15 protein-coding genes and 1 tRNA gene are annotated in these 17,759 nt (G+C 62.3%); 14 read left to right on the plus strand and 2 right to left on the minus strand.

Translation table 11 applies throughout. The annotated features are described in order from the left end of the window. The first annotated feature begins 60 nt into the window (after nucleotides 1–60). Both AC3LCN_RS02725 and AC3LCN_RS02730 read left to right on the plus strand, forming a co-directional pair. Nucleotides 61–1,620 carry an aldehyde dehydrogenase family protein gene (locus AC3LCN_RS02725; RefSeq protein WP_488648557.1) on the plus strand — a complete coding sequence of 520 codons (1,560 nt, stop codon included), beginning with the start codon at nucleotides 61–63 and terminating at the stop codon, nucleotides 1,618–1,620. A gap of 2 nt (nucleotides 1,621–1,622) precedes the next feature. Further along, on the plus strand, nucleotides 1,623–2,561 hold the full coding sequence (locus AC3LCN_RS02730) for an aldehyde dehydrogenase family protein (protein WP_488648558.1): 939 nt from the start codon (nucleotides 1,623–1,625) through the stop codon (nucleotides 2,559–2,561). A 41-nt stretch (nucleotides 2,562–2,602) separates the two neighbouring features. Here the strand turns inward: AC3LCN_RS02730 and deoC are convergent, their stop codons facing one another. After that, the gene (gene deoC, locus AC3LCN_RS02735; protein ID WP_488648559.1) at nucleotides 2,603–3,538 is read right to left on the minus strand and encodes a deoxyribose-phosphate aldolase; all 936 of its coding nucleotides are present in this window, start codon (nucleotides 3,536–3,538) and stop codon (nucleotides 2,603–2,605) included. Between the two features lie 78 nt (nucleotides 3,539–3,616). Between deoC and add the strand changes: the two genes are divergently transcribed. The 7 genes from add to AC3LCN_RS02770 all read left to right on the plus strand — a co-directional run bounded on the left by add (nucleotide 3,617) and on the right by AC3LCN_RS02770 (nucleotide 12,139). Continuing rightward, the gene (gene add, locus AC3LCN_RS02740; RefSeq protein WP_488648560.1) at nucleotides 3,617–4,663 is read left to right on the plus strand and encodes an adenosine deaminase; all 1,047 of its coding nucleotides are present in this window, start codon (nucleotides 3,617–3,619) and stop codon (nucleotides 4,661–4,663) included. 150 nt (nucleotides 4,664–4,813) lie between these two features. Next, a complete protein-coding gene (locus AC3LCN_RS02745; RefSeq protein ID WP_488648561.1) occupies nucleotides 4,814–5,920 on the plus strand; it encodes a BMP family lipoprotein in 1,107 nt (368 codons plus the stop codon). Between the two features lie 114 nt (nucleotides 5,921–6,034). Further along, entirely contained in the window at nucleotides 6,035–7,543 is a 1,509-nt protein-coding gene (locus tag AC3LCN_RS02750) for an ABC transporter ATP-binding protein (protein ID WP_488648562.1), read from the plus strand. Continuing rightward, a complete protein-coding gene (locus tag AC3LCN_RS02755) occupies nucleotides 7,540–8,736 on the plus strand; it encodes an ABC transporter permease (protein ID WP_488648563.1) in 1,197 nt (398 codons plus the stop codon). Before AC3LCN_RS02750 ends, AC3LCN_RS02755 begins: the two co-directional genes overlap by 4 nt. 17 nt (nucleotides 8,737–8,753) lie before the next feature. Then, nucleotides 8,754–10,085, plus strand: coding sequence for an ABC transporter permease (locus tag AC3LCN_RS02760; RefSeq protein ID WP_488648564.1), 1,332 nt, complete (start codon nucleotides 8,754–8,756; stop codon nucleotides 10,083–10,085). A 12-nt stretch (nucleotides 10,086–10,097) separates the two neighbouring features. Continuing rightward, nucleotides 10,098–11,117, plus strand: a complete 1,020-nt coding sequence (locus AC3LCN_RS02765) for a nucleoside hydrolase (RefSeq protein WP_488648565.1) — start codon at nucleotides 10,098–10,100, stop codon at nucleotides 11,115–11,117. Further along, a complete protein-coding gene (locus tag AC3LCN_RS02770) occupies nucleotides 11,114–12,139 on the plus strand; it encodes a nucleoside hydrolase (RefSeq protein ID WP_488648566.1) in 1,026 nt (341 codons plus the stop codon). The genes AC3LCN_RS02765 and AC3LCN_RS02770 overlap by 4 nt, the downstream gene beginning before the upstream one ends. 2 nt (nucleotides 12,140–12,141) lie before the next feature. On the opposite strand, the gene AC3LCN_RS02775 is transcribed toward AC3LCN_RS02770, so the two are convergent. Continuing rightward, entirely contained in the window at nucleotides 12,142–12,615 is a 474-nt protein-coding gene (locus AC3LCN_RS02775) for a low molecular weight protein-tyrosine-phosphatase (protein ID WP_488648567.1), read from the minus strand. Nucleotides 12,616–12,702: 87 nt separating this feature from the next. On the opposite strand from AC3LCN_RS02775, the gene AC3LCN_RS02780 reads away from it, so the two are divergent. From AC3LCN_RS02780 to AC3LCN_RS02800, 5 genes are all read left to right on the plus strand, one after another. Beyond that, nucleotides 12,703–12,777: transfer RNA gene (locus AC3LCN_RS02780), tRNA-Met, on the plus strand. 36 nt (nucleotides 12,778–12,813) lie between these two features. Continuing rightward, the gene (ftsH, locus tag AC3LCN_RS02785) at nucleotides 12,814–14,784 is read left to right on the plus strand and encodes an ATP-dependent zinc metalloprotease FtsH (RefSeq protein WP_488648568.1); all 1,971 of its coding nucleotides are present in this window, start codon (nucleotides 12,814–12,816) and stop codon (nucleotides 14,782–14,784) included. Next, entirely contained in the window at nucleotides 14,784–16,190 is a 1,407-nt protein-coding gene (locus AC3LCN_RS02790; protein WP_488648569.1) for a dipeptidase, read from the plus strand. Before ftsH ends, AC3LCN_RS02790 begins: the two co-directional genes overlap by 1 nt. A 6-nt stretch (nucleotides 16,191–16,196) precedes the next feature. Beyond that, nucleotides 16,197–17,105: a prephenate dehydrogenase gene (locus AC3LCN_RS02795; RefSeq protein ID WP_488648570.1), complete on the plus strand. Its 909-nt coding sequence runs from the start codon at nucleotides 16,197–16,199 to the stop codon at nucleotides 17,103–17,105. After that, complete coding sequence (locus AC3LCN_RS02800; protein WP_488648571.1) at nucleotides 17,102–17,749, plus strand: hypothetical protein; 648 nt, start codon at nucleotides 17,102–17,104, stop codon at nucleotides 17,747–17,749. The genes AC3LCN_RS02795 and AC3LCN_RS02800 overlap by 4 nt, the downstream gene beginning before the upstream one ends. Nucleotides 17,750–17,759: the final 10 nt, after the last annotated feature.

The following is a 17,759-nucleotide window of genomic DNA, read 5'->3' on the forward strand; positions in this document are numbered from 1 at the left end:
GCGCGAAGGGTAGACGATGCGCTGGGCCGCTGGAAGTGGATGGCGCGCTAGGATGCACCAATGCCGAGCGATCAGTCACCGAAGGGCGCTAAACCTCGACGCACCCCTACGCGCGCCGTCAGCGTGACAACCCCCGCCCCCGCAGCAATTGTGGCGCCAGCAAGCTCTGGCCTAGCCGGCAGTAGCCCGTGGGCCTACGCCCCGGCCCCAGAGTCCCGCGAGATCGTCACGATTCGCCAGCGCTACGGCCTCTTCATCGACGGGAAGGAGCGCGCCCCCTCTGGCGGCGAGGTCACCATCACCTACAACCCGGCCACGGAGGAGCCCCTCGCCGAGATCGCGAAGGGGACCCCCGCCGACGCTGACCGCGCCATTGAGGCCGCCGACCGCGCCTACCGCAAGGTCTGGTCGAAGTTGCACCCACGCGAACGGGCGAAGTACCTCTACCGCATCAGTCGCATCCTGCAGGAGCGCAGTCGCGAGTTTGCCGTCACCGAAACGATGGACTCGGGGAAGCCGATCCGTGAGTCGCGCGACGTGGATGTACCCCTTGCTGCCGCGCACTTCTGGTACTACGCCGGCTGGGCCGACAAGCTGGAGTACGCCGTTCCTGGCCGCCGACCCGAGGCACATGGTGTCGTCGGGCAGGTGATCCCGTGGAACTTTCCACTCCTCATGCTGGCGTGGAAAATCGCTCCGGCACTTGCGGCCGGCAATACCGTTGTCCTGAAGCCCGCTTCAACGACGCCGCTCACCGCGCTCCTCTTCGCCGACGTCTGCCGCCAGGCCGAGCTGCCAAACGGCGTCGTCAACATCGTCACGGGCCCGGGGAGCACCGGCATGTCGATCGTCACCGACCCACGCGTCGCGAAGGTCGCCTTCACCGGCAGCACCTCGGTCGGCGTCACCATCGCCAAGGGGATCGCCGGGCAGGGGAAGGGGCTGACACTCGAACTCGGTGGCAAGGCGGCGAACATCGTCTTCGAAGATGCGGCGCTCGACCAGGCGGTTGAGGGCGTCGTCAACGGCATCTTCTTCAACCAGGGCGAGGTCTGCTGCGCTGGCAGTCGCCTCCTCGTTCAGGAGTCCATTGCCGAAGAGTTCCTCGCGCGGCTGCGCGACCGCATGTCGATGCTGCGCATCGGCGATCCGATGGATAAGAACACCGACGTCGGGGCAATCAATTCGAAAGCCCAGATGGAGAGCATCGGTGAGCTCGTTGCGAGCGGCGTCGCCGAGGGTGCCCAGATTTGGCAGCCCGCCTGCGACCTACCAACACGCGGCTGGTTCTACCGACCAACCCTCTTCACCAATGTGGCGCAGAGCCATCGCATCGCCCGCGAGGAAATCTTCGGACCCGTCTTGGCCACCATCACCTTCCGCACCGTGGATGAGGCGATTGAGAAGGCAAACAACACGGCGTACGGACTCTCCGCCGGCATTTGGACCGAGAAGGGGAGCCGCATCCTGCAGGTTGCTAGCGCCCTCAAGGCAGGCGTGGTCTGGGCGAATACCTTCAACCGCTTCGATCCAACTGCGCCGTTCGGTGGCTACAAAGAGTCTGGCTACGGACGTGAGGGCGGCATGCAGGGCTTGCACGCCTATCTGAGGAGCTCCTAGTCATGGGGAAGAGGTCAAAGCGCACCGAGAGGCTCAACCTCCCGCTGGCGATTGAGTCAGATGGCGCCGCGCGTCTTGAGGTGCGACGCACCGCCAAACTCTATATCGGTGGCGGGTTCCCGCGGAGCGAATCTGGTCGAAGCCAAGAGGCTCAACTCGCAAAGGGCGGCGTCGCCAACATTGCACGCGGCTCGCGCAAGGACCTGCGTGAGGCGGTGCGCGTTGCGCGCATCGCCGCCGAGCCGTGGGCCGCACGCACCGCAATGGTGCGCGGGCAGATCCTCTATCGCGTTGCCGAACTGATGGAGGGTCGTGCGGCCCAATTCCGCGATGACCTGATCAATCACGGCGCATCGAAGTCCGACGCGGCAGCAGAGGTCTCCGCCGCGATTGATCGCATGGTCTGGTACGCGGGCTGGCCCGACAAGCTCGCCGCTGTGCTTGGTGGCACCAATCCTGTCGCCTCATCGCACTTCGTCTTCACCCTCCCAGAGCCAACCGGCGTCATCGCCTCCATCGCACCTGAAGCCTCGCCACTCCTTGGCCTGGTCTCGCGTCTTGGCGGCATCCTCGCTGGAGGCAATGTGGCGATTGTGTTGGCGAGCGAATCGGCACCACTCCCCGCCGTCACCCTGGCTGAAACGCTCGCCGTGAGCGATGTGCCGGCGGGCGTGGTGAACATCATCACCGCGCGTCGGGCGGAACTGCTGCCGCACCTGGTGCGCCACGCCGATATCGATGGGTACGACCTGTGGGGCTGCCCCGACGCACTGCTCGTCGAGGCGGAGCAGGGTGCCGCCGAACACGTCGCCCGAGTCGCACGTCGCCCACATGGAGTGAAGGACCGCGCCGACGCCTTTGATGGCGAGCGCGGCGAGCGCATCGACGGCATCACCGCCTTCCTTGAAATGAAGACCGTCTGGCACCCAATCGGCTCGTAGCCGTCACGCCCGGCCCAGCGCGGGGCGGATGGGCCTAGGCGCTAGTCGAGCGTGAAGTCGTCCGGATCGGCGTAGGCGCCCGTCACCTCTTTTTCGAGCTGCATCAGCAGGTCGTTGACCAGGCTCGATGCGCCGAAACGGAAGCGGTCGGGGGTGAGCCAGTCAGGTCCAAGCGTTTCGTGTACGACCACTAGGTATTGGATCGCCTCTTTTGCCGTGCGAATCCCGCCGGCTGGCTTCATGCCAACAACCTTGCCGGTGCGATTCCAATGTTCGCGAATGGTCTCCAGCATGACGAGCGTCACCGGGAGCGTCGCCGCCGGTGTGACCTTACCGGTTGAGGTCTTGATGAAGTCGCCACCCGCGGCAATCGCCAGTGCCGATGCGCGTCGCACATCGTCGTAGGTACCAAGTTCGCCTGTCTCAAGGATGACCTTCAGATGCGCGGGCCCGCAGGCCTCTTTCACGGCGACGATCTCGTCCCACACCTTGGCGTAGTCGCCAGCCAGGAACGCGCCACGGTCAATCACCATGTCAATCTCGTCGGCACCGGCAGCAACGGCGTACTTCGTCTCGGCAATCTTGAGGTCGATCCACGAGCGGCCGCTCGGGAAGGCGGTGGCAACGGCGGCAACCTTGACGCTGCTCCCCCGGAGCGCCTCTTTCGCCACACCAACAAGGTCTGGATAGCAGCAGAGCGCTGCGACCGAGGGCATTGACGCATCGCCAGGGAGTGGGCGCATCGCCTTGGTCGCTAGTTGGCGGATCTTTCCAGGCGTGTCTCTCCCTTCAAGGGTGGTGAGGTCGCACATGCTCAGCGCCAGGCGGAGCGCCCACACCTTGGAAGTTTTCTTAATTGACCGGGTCTTTAGGGTGGCGACACGCTCCTCAATGCCCACGCGGTCGACGGGGGTCGCGTCGCGGAGCCAGGCCCCAAGCGCTCGTGAATCTGTCGCAACGGGTAGTGACGAGGTCATACGGGGGAGTATCCTCTCTCTCGCGGAGTTGCGCAGGCGGGTGCGCAGCCTGCGAGTCAACGCGAGGGGAGGGGAGCAGTGGAATTCCAGCGTGCCGATGATGCGCGTCGCCTCTTCTTTGAGATGCCGAAGCCTGAGCTGCATCTCCACCTTGATGGCTCACTGGATCCGGCCTTGGCCCTTGAACTTGCCGCAACGCGCAACGTTGATGCCCCGCGCGATTGGGCTGGGATGCGCGCCGCGCTCGTCGCCCCTGAGCGCTGCGCCGATCAGGCCGACCTGCTGCGCGCATTCGACCTGCCCATCGCCCTCTTGCAAGATGCCGAGGCGCTCGATCGCGCCGCGGAACAACTGGTGCGAACGAAGGCAGCAGAGAACGTTGCCTATCTTGAGATGCGTTGGGGGCCACACCTGCACACCGCAAAGGGGCTCACGCAGTCACAGGTGATCGCCGCGGTGGCGGCCGGGGCGCGCCGCGCGGCGGCAGAGACCGGAATTGAAGTGCGCCTGATCATCACCGCCCTCCGCTCGCACTCGCTGGAAGAGAATCGCAACTTGGCCGCCGCCGCAGCCGCCGCACAAGACCTCGGCGTCGTTGCGTTTGACTTGGCCGGTCGTGAAGCGGCCTTCCCCGACCCACTCACCTTCAAAGAGGCATTCGACATCGCGCGTGCCGGCGGACTCGCCATCACGCTCCACGCGGGGGAGTGGGGCGGCGCTGCGCAGGTGCGTCGCGCACTTGAGGTGCAGCCCGCGCGGATTGCGCACGGCGGTGTCGCGGTTGACGACCCAGCACTGTGCGCCGAGCTCGCAGCGCGCAACGTCTCCCTCGACCTATGCCCGACGAGCAACACCCAGGCCGCCATAGTTCCCGGTTACGGTGACTTTCCGATTGCCGAGCTGCGCAAACGCGGCGTGCCGATCACCCTCAACACCGACGACCTGGTGGTGAGCGACGTCACCCTCTCCGAGGAGTACCTCCATGTCCATCGTCGGCTGGGGCTCCCCGCATCAGACCTGATTGCCGTGGCGCGAACAGGCTACGACTTCGCGTTCGTGGACGAAGGAACCAAAGTTCGCCTCAGGAATGCCTTTGAGACGTGGCTCTCGCAGCGGGGTTTGTAACAAAGCCACACCCTCCTCTCGCTACCAATTTGCTTTAGGTGCGCATACCGCTCTGTTATGAGGCACAATGCCGCCACGGTCACCAAATGGCTGACCCGCTCGTCGCCGTGGGCGTCTGAGCAAAAGGAAATAGCGGAGGGCTACATACATATGAAGACGCGAATGTTCGCGCTCCTCACCGTTCTCGCTCTTCTCGCCGCAGCGTGCAGTGGCTCGACGGCTTCGCCGTCAGCTTCCGTCGATGCCGGGAAGGCCAAGTACAAGGCATGCCTCTCGTTGGACACGGGCGGACCTGCCGACAAGAACTTCAACCAGTCGGCATACGAGGGCCTTCAGGCACTCGAAGCTGAAGGGTTCAAGACGGCCTACACGACCGCTGTTGATGACGCGTCCTACGCGCCAAACATTCAGCAGTTGATCGACCAGGGCTGCAACAGCGTGATTGCCGTTGGCTACAACCAGGGCACCGCCCTGCAGGCTGCCGTCGTTGCTCCAGAGAATGCAGCGATTGCATTCGGCTGGGTAGACGCAACCTGGACGCTTGAGAATGGCACGATTCCGGCGAACTTCACCGGTATCGACTTCCAGATCGACGAGGCCTCGATGCTCGCCGCCTACTTGGCAGCTGGCATCTCGAAGACCCACGTCATCGCAACCTACGGTGGAGCACCATACCCAGGCGTAACCAAGTTCATGGATGGCTGGGTCGCTGGCGCCAAGTACTACGCCGACAAGAAGGGCGTTGCTACGTCCGTCTTGGGCTGGGATCCAGTTGCAAAGACCGGTACGTTCAACCCAAGCACCTCGCCGTTCAACGACGTGGACTTTGGTAAGGCGACAGCCGAGGCCTTCATGGGCCAGAACGCTGACGTTGTGCACGCAGTTGCGGGCACCACGGGCAACGGCACCTATCAGGCAATGATGGATGCGGGCAAGTACTCGGTCGGTGTGGACCTTGACCAGTGCGTCAGCCTTCCTGAGTATTGCGGAACACTCCTGACCTCGGCACAGAAGAACATCGGTGCTGCAGTGATCACGGCTGTGAACTCCAGCTACGCAGGCAAGCTGGGCGGTACCAACTACGTTGGCACGCTCAAGAACGGTGGCGTTCAGATCGCCACTCTTAATCGCACAGAGGCTGCATGGACTGCAACCTTCGGCACGCTCGTAACCGCTGAGCTCAAGGCAGAGGTCGAGGCCCTTATGGCTGCGATCGAAGACGGCTCGGTTGTTGTCCTTGATTGGGCAAAGAAGTAAGTACTTCTCCATCGCTTCGGCGATGAAGTAGTCGCTCTCCGCCCGGGTGCTTCGGCATCCGGGCGGAAGAGTATCTCTGGCAATACAGCGGCAGAGTAGGGGGGCCAGCGTCGTATGAGGCTTGAACTGCAGAAGATTACGAAGCAGTTCCCTGGTGTTCTCGCTAACGACCGAATCTCCATCTCTGTTGACAAGGGGCAGGTTCTCGGCCTTCTCGGTGAGAATGGCGCAGGGAAGACCACGCTCATGAACATCCTCTCGGGCCTCTATCGCCCTGACTCCGGAAAGATTCTTATTGATGGCAAGGAGCGCATCTTCCGCGATCCTGCCCAAGCCATCGATGCCGGCATCGGCATGGTGCATCAGCACTTCATGCTCGTCCCGGTCTTCGACGTCACTGAGTCGGTTGTCCTCGGTAACGAGCCAACCAAGGGTCCACTTGGCATCTTTGATCGAGCCACTGCGCGCGCGCAGGTCGTTGAGCTCTCAAAGAAGCACGGCCTCCATGTAGATCCAGATGCGAAGATCGAATCACTCCCGGTGGGTGTGCGCCAACGCGTTGAGATCCTCAAGGCGCTCTATCGCAAGAGCGACATCCTTGTCCTCGATGAGCCATCGGCTGTGCTGACCCCCCAGGAGACGGAAGAACTCTTCGAGATCATTCGTGGGCTCGCCAAGGGCGGCACCTCGGTCATCTTCATCACCCACAAACTGAACGAGGTCATCGCCGTTGCCGACAAGATCACCGTACTGCGCCGCGGCGCTGTTGCAGGTGAAACGACTCCGAAGAAGGCGACCGCCTCAAAGCTCGCCGAGATGATGGTGGGGCGCGAGGTCCAGCTCACCGTCAGTCGCTCAAAGTCTCACGTTGCCGCACCAATTTTGCAGGTCAAGGGCTTGAATGTCTTGAACGACGCCGGTGGGCGTGCCGTGAACGACGTATCGTTTGAAGTGCGCAGTGGCGAGATTCTGGCAGTTGCAGGGGTGCAGGGGAACGGTCAGACCGAGTTGGTTGAAGCGCTCACCGGTCTGCGGCTCGTTGACTCGGGAACTGTCATTCTTGAGAAGGAGCCCCTGCACGCTGGCTCTCCACGCGAGATTGCGATGGCCGGGGTCGCCCACATCCCTGAGGACCGCAATCGCGACGGCATGATCAAGGGGATGACGGTCGCGGAGAATTACATCCTCAACACATACCACCTGCCAGAGTTCAGCAAGAACGGACTGCTGAATCGCAAGGCTGTTACGGCCGCAACTGAGAAGGCCGTTAAGGACTTTGACGTACGAACGCCATCCATCAACACTGACATCGGCTCGCTCTCAGGCGGCAATCAGCAGAAGGTGATCGTTGCGCGAGAATTCAGTCGCAATGTTCGACTGGTTATTGCTGCGCAGCCAACTCGCGGACTCGACGTTGGCTCGATTGAGTACATCCATCGCCGAATCGTTGAGCAGCGTGACGCCGGTGCTGCGGTTCTAATTGTGAGCACCGAGCTCGACGAAGTGCTCGCGCTCGGTGACCGTGTAGCAGTAATGTACGAGGGTCGTATCGTTGGAATTCTTGATGCCAAGCAGGCAACGCGTGAGCGCGTCGGACTGCTCATGGGAGGTATTACCAAGTGAACGCCCTAAAGAAGTTTGGCCTGAAGATACGAGTTCCTGCACTCTCAATCTCCGTCGCGCTTCTGGTAGGCGCTCTCTTTATCGTCTTCACCGACCTTGAGGTGCTCGGTAAGTTGCTCTCTGACCCAATTGGAGCCCTAAGCCTCGGCATTGGCCGGGCGGCAGTCGCATACAGCGCGCTTTTTCGCGGGGCGTTTGGCGACCCAGCCACGATCCAAAAAGCGCTTGAATCGAATGGCGACATTTTGATCTGGGCGCGCGCCCTTCGTCCTCTCGTTGAGAGTGTCGTTGCATCAGTGCCGCTGATCTTTGTGGGGCTTGGCGTCTCTGTCGCTTTCCGCACGGGCATCTTCAACATTGGTGGCGCTGGTCAGTTCACCATGGGTGCCGTTGGTGGCACCCTAGCGGCACTCGTATTTGGTGGCGGCGTAACTCCCGCCCCCGTAGCCATCATCTTGGTGATGCTCTTTGGACTCATCGGTGGAGCGGCGTGGGCCTTCCTCCCTGGCTTCTTGAAGGCGCGTGTTGGTGCGAGCGAAGTGATCACCACGATCATGCTCAACTTCATCGCCGGGCAGTTCGTCTTCTTCCTCGTCTCCAACTTTGAATTCATCCAAAAGCCACCGCGGATTCAGCCAGTCTCGAAAGAGCTCAGCCAGTTCGTGGACTTCCCCGGCATCTTGCCAATCGCAAGCCTTCGCCTCGACATTGGCATCATCGTCGCCCTCCTGACGGCTGTGGCTGTGAGCTGGTTCCTCTTCCGTTCCACGCGCGGATTTGAGCTGCGTGCTGCTGGGCTAAACATTGCCGCCGCCAAGTACGCGGGCATGGGCGCAGCCACCTCCATCATTACCGCCATGCTCATCTCGGGAGCGATCTCGGGACTCGGTGGTGCAATTGTTGCAGTCGGCACCGTGAAGCAGCTCTCGCCAGGAATTGCAGGGAGTGTCGGCTTTACGGCCATTGCGATTGCGCTCGTAGGGGGGACCCGACCAAGTGGCGTTGTCGCCACGGCGTTGGTCTTCGGACTCCTGCAGCATGGTGGCAGCCTCATGCAGGTGCAAACGGGCATCCCGATCGAAATGCTGCTCTTCATTCAGGCGCTCGTCATCGCATTTATTGCGGCGCCAGACCTCACGTTGGGCATCCTGAAGAACCCATTCCGCCGACGCCCTCGTGCGGTGTCGAAGTGAGTACCCGAGGAGGCAACGTGAGCGCTAAGAAGAAGCCTGCGGCACCATCGCGATCAAAGGCTGCCCTAGCGGCAACCACGAAGCGTTCCGGCACATCTTTGGCGGGTGAGGGCGCAGATGCACATCAGCAACTCATTGCATCACGTGTGCGCGCTGGCCTATTTGCCTTCTTCACGTTGCTCTCCCTCGCGATTACCTCGGGCTCAGCAGGGGTTGAAGGGAAGTTCGCGTTCTGGGCCGACAAGGTCGGTGGAACAGAAATCTCGTTCAGTATCCCTGTCGTTCTTCTCTGGGCTGCCGTTACGGCGGGCTTCGGCGCTATGGCTGGGCTGCAGCTCGTGCGCGGTGCTTCGTTCAAGTGGCGCCTCGCCATCGGTCTCATATCGCCCATCCTGGTATTCGCGCTACTCGCGCGACTGCTTGATGGGACCACGGCAAACCTCACCGTCTTCTTCACCAGCACGCTGAGCTACGCTATCCCGGTTGGCATCGGCGCACTCGCGGGTATCGTGGCAGAGCGCAGCGGATTCCTGAACATTGCCATTGAAGGGAAGCTCCTCTTCGGCGCAATGATTGGCTCGATTGCGTCCAGCATCACGGGCATCGCGATAGCAGGCCCGCTCGCGGGCGCAATCTTCGGGGCCGGGGTGAGCCTCTTCCTCGCCTGGCTCGGCATTCGCTACAAGGTGGACCAGATCATTGCTGGTACCGTCATCAACATCGGCGCCGTTGGCGTGACAACGTTCGCCTACCTGCGCGTGCTGCAGCCACATAGTGAGTTCAATCGTCCGATCGGCATTAGTCCAATGAAGATTCCAGTCCTTTCTGAGATTCCGATTTTGGGACCGATCCTCTTCTCGCTGAGCCCATACTTCTACCTCTCCGTTGGCCTCGTACTCTTCTTCACCTATATGATTTATCGAACACGTTGGGGCCTACGCCTCCGTGCCGCTGGTGAGCAGCCAAACGCTGCAGGCACGGTCGGCATTGACGTGGTGAAGCTTCGCTATCGCGCCATGCTCATCGCTGGTCTTCTTGCAGGCTTTGCCGGCAGCTTCATCTCCTTGAGCGGCACTGGTGGTTTCGGCGTGAACACGAGCGCCGGTAAGGGCTTCATCGCGCTCGCTGCGGTGATCTTCGGTGCGTGGAACCCAATCTACGCATTCGGCGCGTCGCTGATCTTCGGTATGACCACCGCCGCTACGACTCTCTTGTCGGGCCTCGGCGTTTCTCTGCCACCGCAGATCCTGCTCTCGATGCCATATGTCGTGACAATCATTGTGGTCGCCGGGCTCATCGGTCGCGTTCGTGCTCCGGCGTCGGCTGGTCGACCGTACGACCAGGGATAAGGAGCGGCGAGCATGGCGTCCGTAGGACTGTTTCGTCTTCCTGAGGCTGGCCTAACTCAGCGGGTCGCTCCAGTTGGCACGCCAAATAAGCCGCTGCCAATCATCATCGATTGCGATCCTGGACTAGATGACGCGCTGGCAATTGCCTGTGCGGTGGTGAGACCAGAGTTGAACCTTCTTGCTGTTACCAGCGTTGGCGGCAACGCGGATGTTCGCCACTGCACAGAGAACGCACTGCGCCTGTTGCAGCTCTACGGTGCTGGTGATGTGCCAGTTGCTGAAGGTGCCGCCGGACCGCTCTCCGGGCCACTTGAGCGCGCAACCGATATTCACGGTGCAACTGGCCTTGGCACGACAACAATCCCAGCGGCTGCTCGCAAGGCAGATCCGGAGGGGGCGGTTGCCCTCATGGCGCGCACTCTCGCTGCATCCGCAGAGCCTGTGGTCCTTGTGCCAATTGGCCCACTCACGAACATCGCCCTGCTTATTCGTTCATACCCACACTTGGCGCCGAAGATCTCGCATATCTGTCTGATGGGTGGCTCGGTCGGCGAGGGGAACTCCTCTGCCTCGGCGGAGTTCAACATCTATGCCGACCCAACCGCAGCTGAGATTGTGTTTAACAGCGGCCTGCCGATCACGATGATTGGCCTCGATGTGACCCACCATGCGACTCTTGACCGCTCCATTCTCGAGCGCTTCGCGGCACTCCCTGGCGCATCGGCGAAGGTAGCGGCCGAGCTCCTGAAGTTTTCGTTTGACCGCTCCGCAGCATGGGGCCAAGGCGAGAAGATGGCCATTCACGACGCCGTGGCGGTGCTGCACCTTGCTATCCCAGATCTTGTGGGCGTCTCGCGCTATCACGTTGTTGTTGACGCAACGCAGGGACCGGCGCGCGGTCGCACGATTGGCGATGCGAATCCATACCGCCTCAAGCGCGACAAGCTCGAGCCGAATTGCGACGTGGGGCTGACGATCGATAGCAAGCGATTCGCAGACGAGATGGTAGATATCTACTCGAAGCTCCCATGAGCGAGCTGAAGCCGAATCCACTCCCGCTCTCAACGCCGTTTCCGCCCTCCCCGCGACGGGCCCCACTCGGCACGATTGCGAAGCCGCTGCCGATCATCATCGACTGCGATCCTGGTCACGACGATGCTATGGCGCTCGCCGTTGCCTTTGCCCGCCCGGAGCTGAAGGTGCTCGGCGTCACCGCCGTTGCTGGCAACGCCTCGCTGCCAAAGACCTACGAGAACCTGCGCCGCACCCTGGCTCTTCTTGGCGCCAACGAGGTGCGTGTTGCCGCTGGCGCCGCTGTGCCACTCGTGCGACCACTCTGGGTCGCGCCGTATGTGCACGGTGACTCGGGGCTTGACGGCGCGGAGCTGCCAGAGCCAACAGGCCTTGAGCACGCAGCGGGTGCAGTTGACCTGATTGCGACCCTGCTTCGTGAGGCGAGCGAGCCAGTGACACTGGTTCCCCTCGGCCCGTTGACGAACATTGCCATCCTGCTCCGAGACCATCCTGAACTGAAGGCGAAGATCGCCCACATCTGCTGGATGGGTGGTGCGATCGCTGAGGGGAATGTGACCGCATCGGCGGAGTTCAATTCGTATGTTGATCCTGATGCTGCAGCGATCGTCTTTGCTTCAGGGATTCCGATCACCATGGTCTGCCTCGATGCAACGCACCGCGCCCTTACGGGCGAAGCGGCGATGAAGCGGCTCGACGCGGCGGGGACGCTGCCCGCAAAGATCTTCGCCGACCTGCTGCGCTTCTATGCGATCTTCCATAAGGACCGTTACGACTGGCCAGCCTCGGCCGTTCATGATGCCGTGGCGGTGGCGCACCTTGCGGTGCCGAACCTGCTGGCGCTGGTGCATGCCGCCGTTGACGTTGAGCTCGGCGACCTTGCGCGCGGCCGAACGATTACCGACTGGTATGGCGATCGCCTGAAGCAGCGCGGACGCACTCCGGACGTGGATGTGGCGGTTGGCGTTGATGCCGACGCCTTCGACCGTGTTCTCGTGGACGCGATCCTCTCATTTAAGTAGCGCTAGAGCCGGTCTCGGAGCTCCGCGAGTAGGCCAGGAATCGCCGCCGTAATCTCCGTGGCGGTACGTTCATATGCTGTTGGCGGGTGCCCCCACGGGTCGTCGAGATCGCGACCAACTGCGGTTGGGTCAAAGTCCCTGAGCAGACGGATCTCTGGCTGCCTCTCTGCCATGCGGATGATGCTGCGCCCGTTTCGTAGGTTTGTTTGATCGGCGGCGAGCACCAGATCGAGGGTCGCAGCGAGAGCTGGCGTAAAGAGGCGCGCCTGATGGGTGCTTCGCAGGCCGCGCGCGCTCAAGAGGGCGGCGCTGTTGGTATGCATCCCCTCGCCAGCATGTTCGTTTGAGGTGCCAGCGCTTGAAACTGCGACGTGCCCAGCGAGGAGCGGGTCGGCGCTGATCGCCGCCTCGATGAGCACCTCAGCGAGAGGGGAGCGGCAGATGTTGCCGTGGCAGAGGATAAGGATTCGCAACATCCTTGGAGCCTAGCCGATCACCTGCTTTGCAGGCTCCAGGGTCGTGGTGCGTGGGGGAGCGCCGTTCGGTATCCTATGCAGAGGCACGGCGGGGTAGCTCACCGGTAGAGCAGGGGATTCATAAGCCCTTGGTAGCAGGTTCGATTCCTGCCCTCGCTACCATGAACCTTAGGGAAGACGGAGAACGGAGGGGACCTAATGATTCCAAAGGCTCTGCGAAACGGTGCAGTCATGCTGATCCTGCTCCTGGGCACCGTCGTGCTCCTCGGCAGCGTCCTCCTCACCCCTGTGCCAGCTGCAACGAAGGACTACTCGGCATTCCTGGCCGAAGTCCGTGGGGGCAGCGTCGCCTCCGTTGTGCAGCAGGAGCAGATCCTGACCATCACCAAGATCGGCACTCCACCAGAGAGCTACCAGGTGCAGGTCCCTACGCAGCTGACTGATGTCTACAACGATGTCCGCGCCGCCGCCGTTGCTGGTGGCCGCAACCCTGACAGCGTGACGTTCGGCGCGAAGAAGCCCGACGACTCTGGCCAGCTCTTCAGCCTGCTGATCAGCGCCCTGCTTCCGGTACTGCTGATCGGTGGCCTCTTCATCTTCATGATGCGTAGCGCGCAAGGGCAGAACAGCCAGGCGATGAGCTTCGGCAAGAGCAAGGCGAAGATGTTCGTTGCCCACAAGATTCCGGTGACATTTGCCGACGTCGCAGGCGTTGAAGAGGCCAAGGTTGAACTGGAAGAGGTTGTTGAATTCCTGAAGTTCCCTGAGCGCTTTGAAGCGCTTGGCGCGAAGATTCCGAAGGGCGTCCTCTTAATTGGCTCACCAGGCACAGGGAAGACCCTGCTCGCCCGTGCCGTTGCAGGGGAGGCTGGCGTGCCGTTTTTCAGCATCTCGGGCTCTGAATTTGTTGAGATGTTTGTTGGCGTTGGCGCATCACGTGTGCGCGACCTCTTTGATCAGGCGAAGCGCAACTCGCCGTGCATCGTCTTCATCGACGAGATTGATGCTGTGGGCCGTCAGCGCGGTGCTGGGATTGGCGGATCGAACGATGAGCGCGAGCAGACGCTCAACCAGGTCCTGGTGGAGATGGACGGATTCGAGACGGGCACCAACGTGATCATCATCGCCGCAACGAACCGTCCAGACGTGCTTGATCCGGCACTTCTGCGCCCAGGCCGCTTCGATCGCCAGGTGGTCCTTGACCGCCCCGACCTAAAGGGTCGCCTCGCGATCTTGAAGGTGCATGTGAAGGGGAAGCCGCTTGACACGAGTGTGAATCTTGAAGAGATCGCGCGCCGCTCGCCAGGATTCTCCGGAGCTGATCTTGCAAACCTCATGAACGAGGCGGCGATCCTTGCCGCACGTCGCAGCAAGCGCACCATCGGAATGGATGAGTTTGCCGAGGCGCTAGATCGAGTGATGGCCGGCCCACAGCGCAAGAGCCGCCTGATCACCGATGCAGAGAAGCAGATCATTGCGTACCACGAGGGTGGTCACGCGGTGGTCGGCCGCATCCTTGAGAAGTGCGATCCGGTTAGCAAGGTAACGGTGATTAGCCGCGGTATGGCACTCGGCTACACGATGAACTTGCCAACTGAAGACCGCTACCTGCAGAGCAAGAGCGAATTTGAAGACAAGATCGCTGCAATGCTCGGGGGCAACGTTGCTGAGCAGCTCGTCTTTGGCGATACGACAACTGGTGCCTCAAACGACATTGAGAAGGCGACCGATCTTGCGCGCAAGATGGTGACGCGCTTCGGCATGTCCGAGAAGTTGGGCACCGTCACGCTCGGCCGTCAGGACGAGATGATCTTCCTTGGCCGCGAGATGTCGGAGCAGAAGAATTACTCCGAGTCCGTTGCAAAGCAGATTGACGAAGAGGTCCGCGCGATCATTGATCGTGGCGCTGTGCGCGCACGCGAGGTGCTGACGAAGCATCGCGATCGCCTCGATGCCCTCGCGGCGAAACTGATTACGGAAGAGACGGTTGAGGGGGAGGCGTTTGAGACACTGTTCGCCGGACTTCCCGCGAAGCCAGCTGCCTACGCTGGCCTTCTCAATCGACTTCGTGCTGCGGGAGTTTCGATTCCGGCTGCGAGGGTCGAGCCAAAGAGCGAACCGGACGTGAAGCCGGGCCCTGGGGGCGCAGCGGCGGGGCAGCCAGCCTGATGTCCTACGCCCCAACGCTCGCCTGGAAGGGGCTAGAGGGGCCGGAGGAGGCGCACCTTGTCGCCACCGCGACCTCGCGGATGGCGAAGTATGCAGAGTTCCTGAAGATCCCGAGCGTCTCTGCCCTCCCTGAGAACGCCGCTGATTGCCGTGCCGCTGCCGAGTGGCTAGCTGGTGAACTCCGTCGCATCGGTGCAGAACGCGTTGAGGTGAGTGAAACGGGCGGCCACCCAATCGTTGTTGCTGAGAAGATCGTGAATAGTTCGCTCCCGACCGTAGTGATCTACGGCCACTACGACGTGCAGCCAGGAGATCCGCTCGACCTCTGGAAGACCAGCCCGTTCGAGCCGATCGTTCGCGATGGGCGTATGCTCGGTCGCGGCTCCGCCGACGACAAGGGCCAGATCGTGATTCACCTCAGCGCACTCGAGGCGCTGGTTACCACGCGCGGCACTCTGCCAGTAAACGTGAAGTACCTCTTTGAGGGCGAAGAGGAGTCGAGCTCCGTGAACCTCGAGTCGTGGATGGCGGCGAACCCAGAGCGCTGCAGCGGCGATGCCGTGATCATCAGCGACTCCGGCTTCTTTGATGGCAACCGCCCCGCACTGACGGTTGGGCTCCGTGGCATCACCTACCTTCAGGTCAATGTGCGCGCCTCCGATGTAGACCTGCACTCTGGGAGTTACGGCGGCTCCGTCGTCAATCCCGCCAACGCTCTCGCCGCCATGATCGCCTCGCTGCATGACGCGAGCGGTCACATCACCGTTCCCGGCTTCTACGACGATGTGATTGCGCTCACACCAGCCGATCGCGCCGCATTTGCTGCGTTGCCATTCGATGAGTCTGGCTATCTTGCTGGGATCGGGGCCACCGCTACGGCGGGGGAGAGCGGCTACTCCACGGTTGAGCGACGCGGTGGGCGCCCAACACTCGACGTGAATGGCATCTGGGGTGGCTTCATGGGCGACGGCTCCAAGACGATCATCCCGGCGCATGCGCACGCCAAGATCTCGTGCCGCCTTGTGACCGCGCAGGATCCCGCGAAGATCGGTCGACAGGTTGAGGCGGCGCTGCGCGCTGCGGCACCTGCCGGACTGCAGGTCGAGGTGCAGAACCTCGGCAACGGCGATGCCTTCCTCACCCCCCTTGGCGACCCCTACCTCAACGCAGCGGCGGGAGCCCTTGAGGCTACCTTTGGCGTGCTGCCGCTCTACATTCGCGAAGGTGGCTCCATTCCGATCGCCGCGCTCTTCCAGAAGGAGCTTGGCCTGCCAGTTGTGCTGCTCGGTTTCACGCCACCCGACGACAATGCGCATGCGCCAAATGAGTCGATGGACCTCGGCAACTTTGAGGGCGGCATCCGCGCCGTCATTCGCGCACTCGACGCCATCGCCACCGTTGGCTGACCGCCCGTGAAGGTAGCGCTGCTTGGCCTCGGCCTGATCGGCGGCTCCATTGCGCGGGCACTGCGTGAAGATCCTGCTGGGGCTGGCCCCCTTGATGAGAGTGGCCTGGAGATTGCCGCATGGACACCAACGCAGACGGGACCGCGAGAGGCGCTGGCGGCGGGAGTCATTGACACCGTTGGTCGCTCGATCGCCGAAACGGTTGATGGTGCAGCGCTCGTGGTTCTCTGCGCACCACCAATCGCCATGACCGCAATTCTCGATGAGCTGGTGATCTGTCGCCGCTCTGGTCGCCTCGCGGATGGAGCGGTTGTGACTGACGTTGCCTCGACGAAGGTGTGGATCGCGCGAGAGGCGTCGGTGCGCAACATTCGCTTCTGCGGCGGCCATCCGATGGCGGGGAGCCACGAGACTGGTTTTGCTGCGGCAGATGCCAACCTCTTCATTGGGCGACCATGGGTCATTGTTCCCGGCGCCAATGGTGGTGGAGCGGCCGCTCTCGTTGAACGACTCGCAACCAGTTGCGGTGCGCGTCCGGTGACCCTTGAGGCGGAGCTTCACGACGCCGCCACCGCCGCGGTCAGCCACCTGCCACTCCTCCTGGCTGCAGCACTCGTAGAAACGGTGGCACTCGGTGCTGCTGCCGATGCGCCTGATGGCTGGAAGGTCTCGCACCTGCTTGCCGGTACCGGTTGGCTCTCCGCCACGCGGCTCGCACGTGGTTCTGAGGCGATGGGCGCCGACATTCTTGCAACGAACGCGCGCGAGGTTCGCCGTCAGTTGAAGACGCTGCGACTCGTTCTGGAGCAGTGGGATGCGCGCCTGGCCGCCGCAGGGAACGACCCAATTATCGGTCGCACGGACCTAGAGGGGCGCCTCGCCGCTGCGCGCGCGGTGCTCATGGAGAGCGAGTGAGCGTTGACCCGTTGGCGACGGGCGCCGATGAGGAGATCCTTGGCATCCCTCGCGGCCTTGCGCTCCCTGCAGGCGCATGGACTGGGATCCGCGCCTTTAGCAGCCTGGAGGAGGGGGAGCGCGAGATCACACGCCTCGACGGGTTGGCCCAGGCGCGTCCGCGGCGCGAGCTCGAATCGGATCCCTCCTGGAAGCAGCCGATCCCCTATGCGGTGGCCCTCTATCGCCCCGAGGGGACCCCTACGGGCGACGTGCAGCTCTTCTGGATGGATCGCCTTGCTGGTGGCAGTGACAAGCGACTGCACGGTCGCGCCTCGTTCGGCGTGGGTGGCCACATCTCGCCAAACGATGGTGGCATTCGCGCCGCACTTGCTCGAGAGTGGGCCGAAGAGGTTGCCACGCCAACCCTCCCGCACTTCACGCCGCTAGGACTGCTGAACGACGATGGTGACGATGTTGGTCGCGTGCACCTTGGCGTGGTCTTCCTTGCCACGCTGACCACGCCCGCTATTTACATTCGTGAGGCGTATAAGCTTGCGGGCTCTCTCGTGCCGGTGAGCGAGGCACTCCGCCGCAGGGACGAACTTGAGGGATGGTCGGCGAGCCTGATCGACACGATCGTAAAGGCTGCAGCAAGCCTCTAGCCCTCGCTAC

The sequence above is a fragment of the Candidatus Limnocylindrus sp. genome (assembly GCF_040397215.1).
Taxonomy (GTDB): domain Bacteria; phylum Chloroflexota; class Limnocylindria; order Limnocylindrales; family Limnocylindraceae; genus Limnocylindrus.

Coding starts and splice junctions, on each gene's coding strand:
- AC3LCN_RS02770 (WP_488648566.1), top strand. CDS start 11,114: ATGAGCGAGCTGAAGCCGAATCCACTCCCGCTCTCAACGCCGTTTCCG.
- AC3LCN_RS02765 (WP_488648565.1), top strand. CDS start 10,098: ATGGCGTCCGTAGGACTGTTTCGTCTTCCTGAGGCTGGCCTAACTCAG.
- AC3LCN_RS02750 (WP_488648562.1), top strand. CDS start 6,035: ATGAGGCTTGAACTGCAGAAGATTACGAAGCAGTTCCCTGGTGTTCTC.
- AC3LCN_RS02745 (WP_488648561.1), top strand. CDS start 4,814: ATGAAGACGCGAATGTTCGCGCTCCTCACCGTTCTCGCTCTTCTCGCC.
- ftsH (WP_488648568.1), top strand. CDS start 12,814: ATGATTCCAAAGGCTCTGCGAAACGGTGCAGTCATGCTGATCCTGCTC.
- AC3LCN_RS02725 (WP_488648557.1), top strand. CDS start 61: ATGCCGAGCGATCAGTCACCGAAGGGCGCTAAACCTCGACGCACCCCT.
- AC3LCN_RS02730 (WP_488648558.1), top strand. CDS start 1,623: ATGGGGAAGAGGTCAAAGCGCACCGAGAGGCTCAACCTCCCGCTGGCG.
- AC3LCN_RS02775 (WP_488648567.1), bottom strand. CDS start 12,615: ATGTTGCGAATCCTTATCCTCTGCCACGGCAACATCTGCCGCTCCCCT.
- deoC (WP_488648559.1), bottom strand. CDS start 3,538: ATGACCTCGTCACTACCCGTTGCGACAGATTCACGAGCGCTTGGGGCC.
- AC3LCN_RS02790 (WP_488648569.1), top strand. CDS start 14,784: ATGTCCTACGCCCCAACGCTCGCCTGGAAGGGGCTAGAGGGGCCGGAG.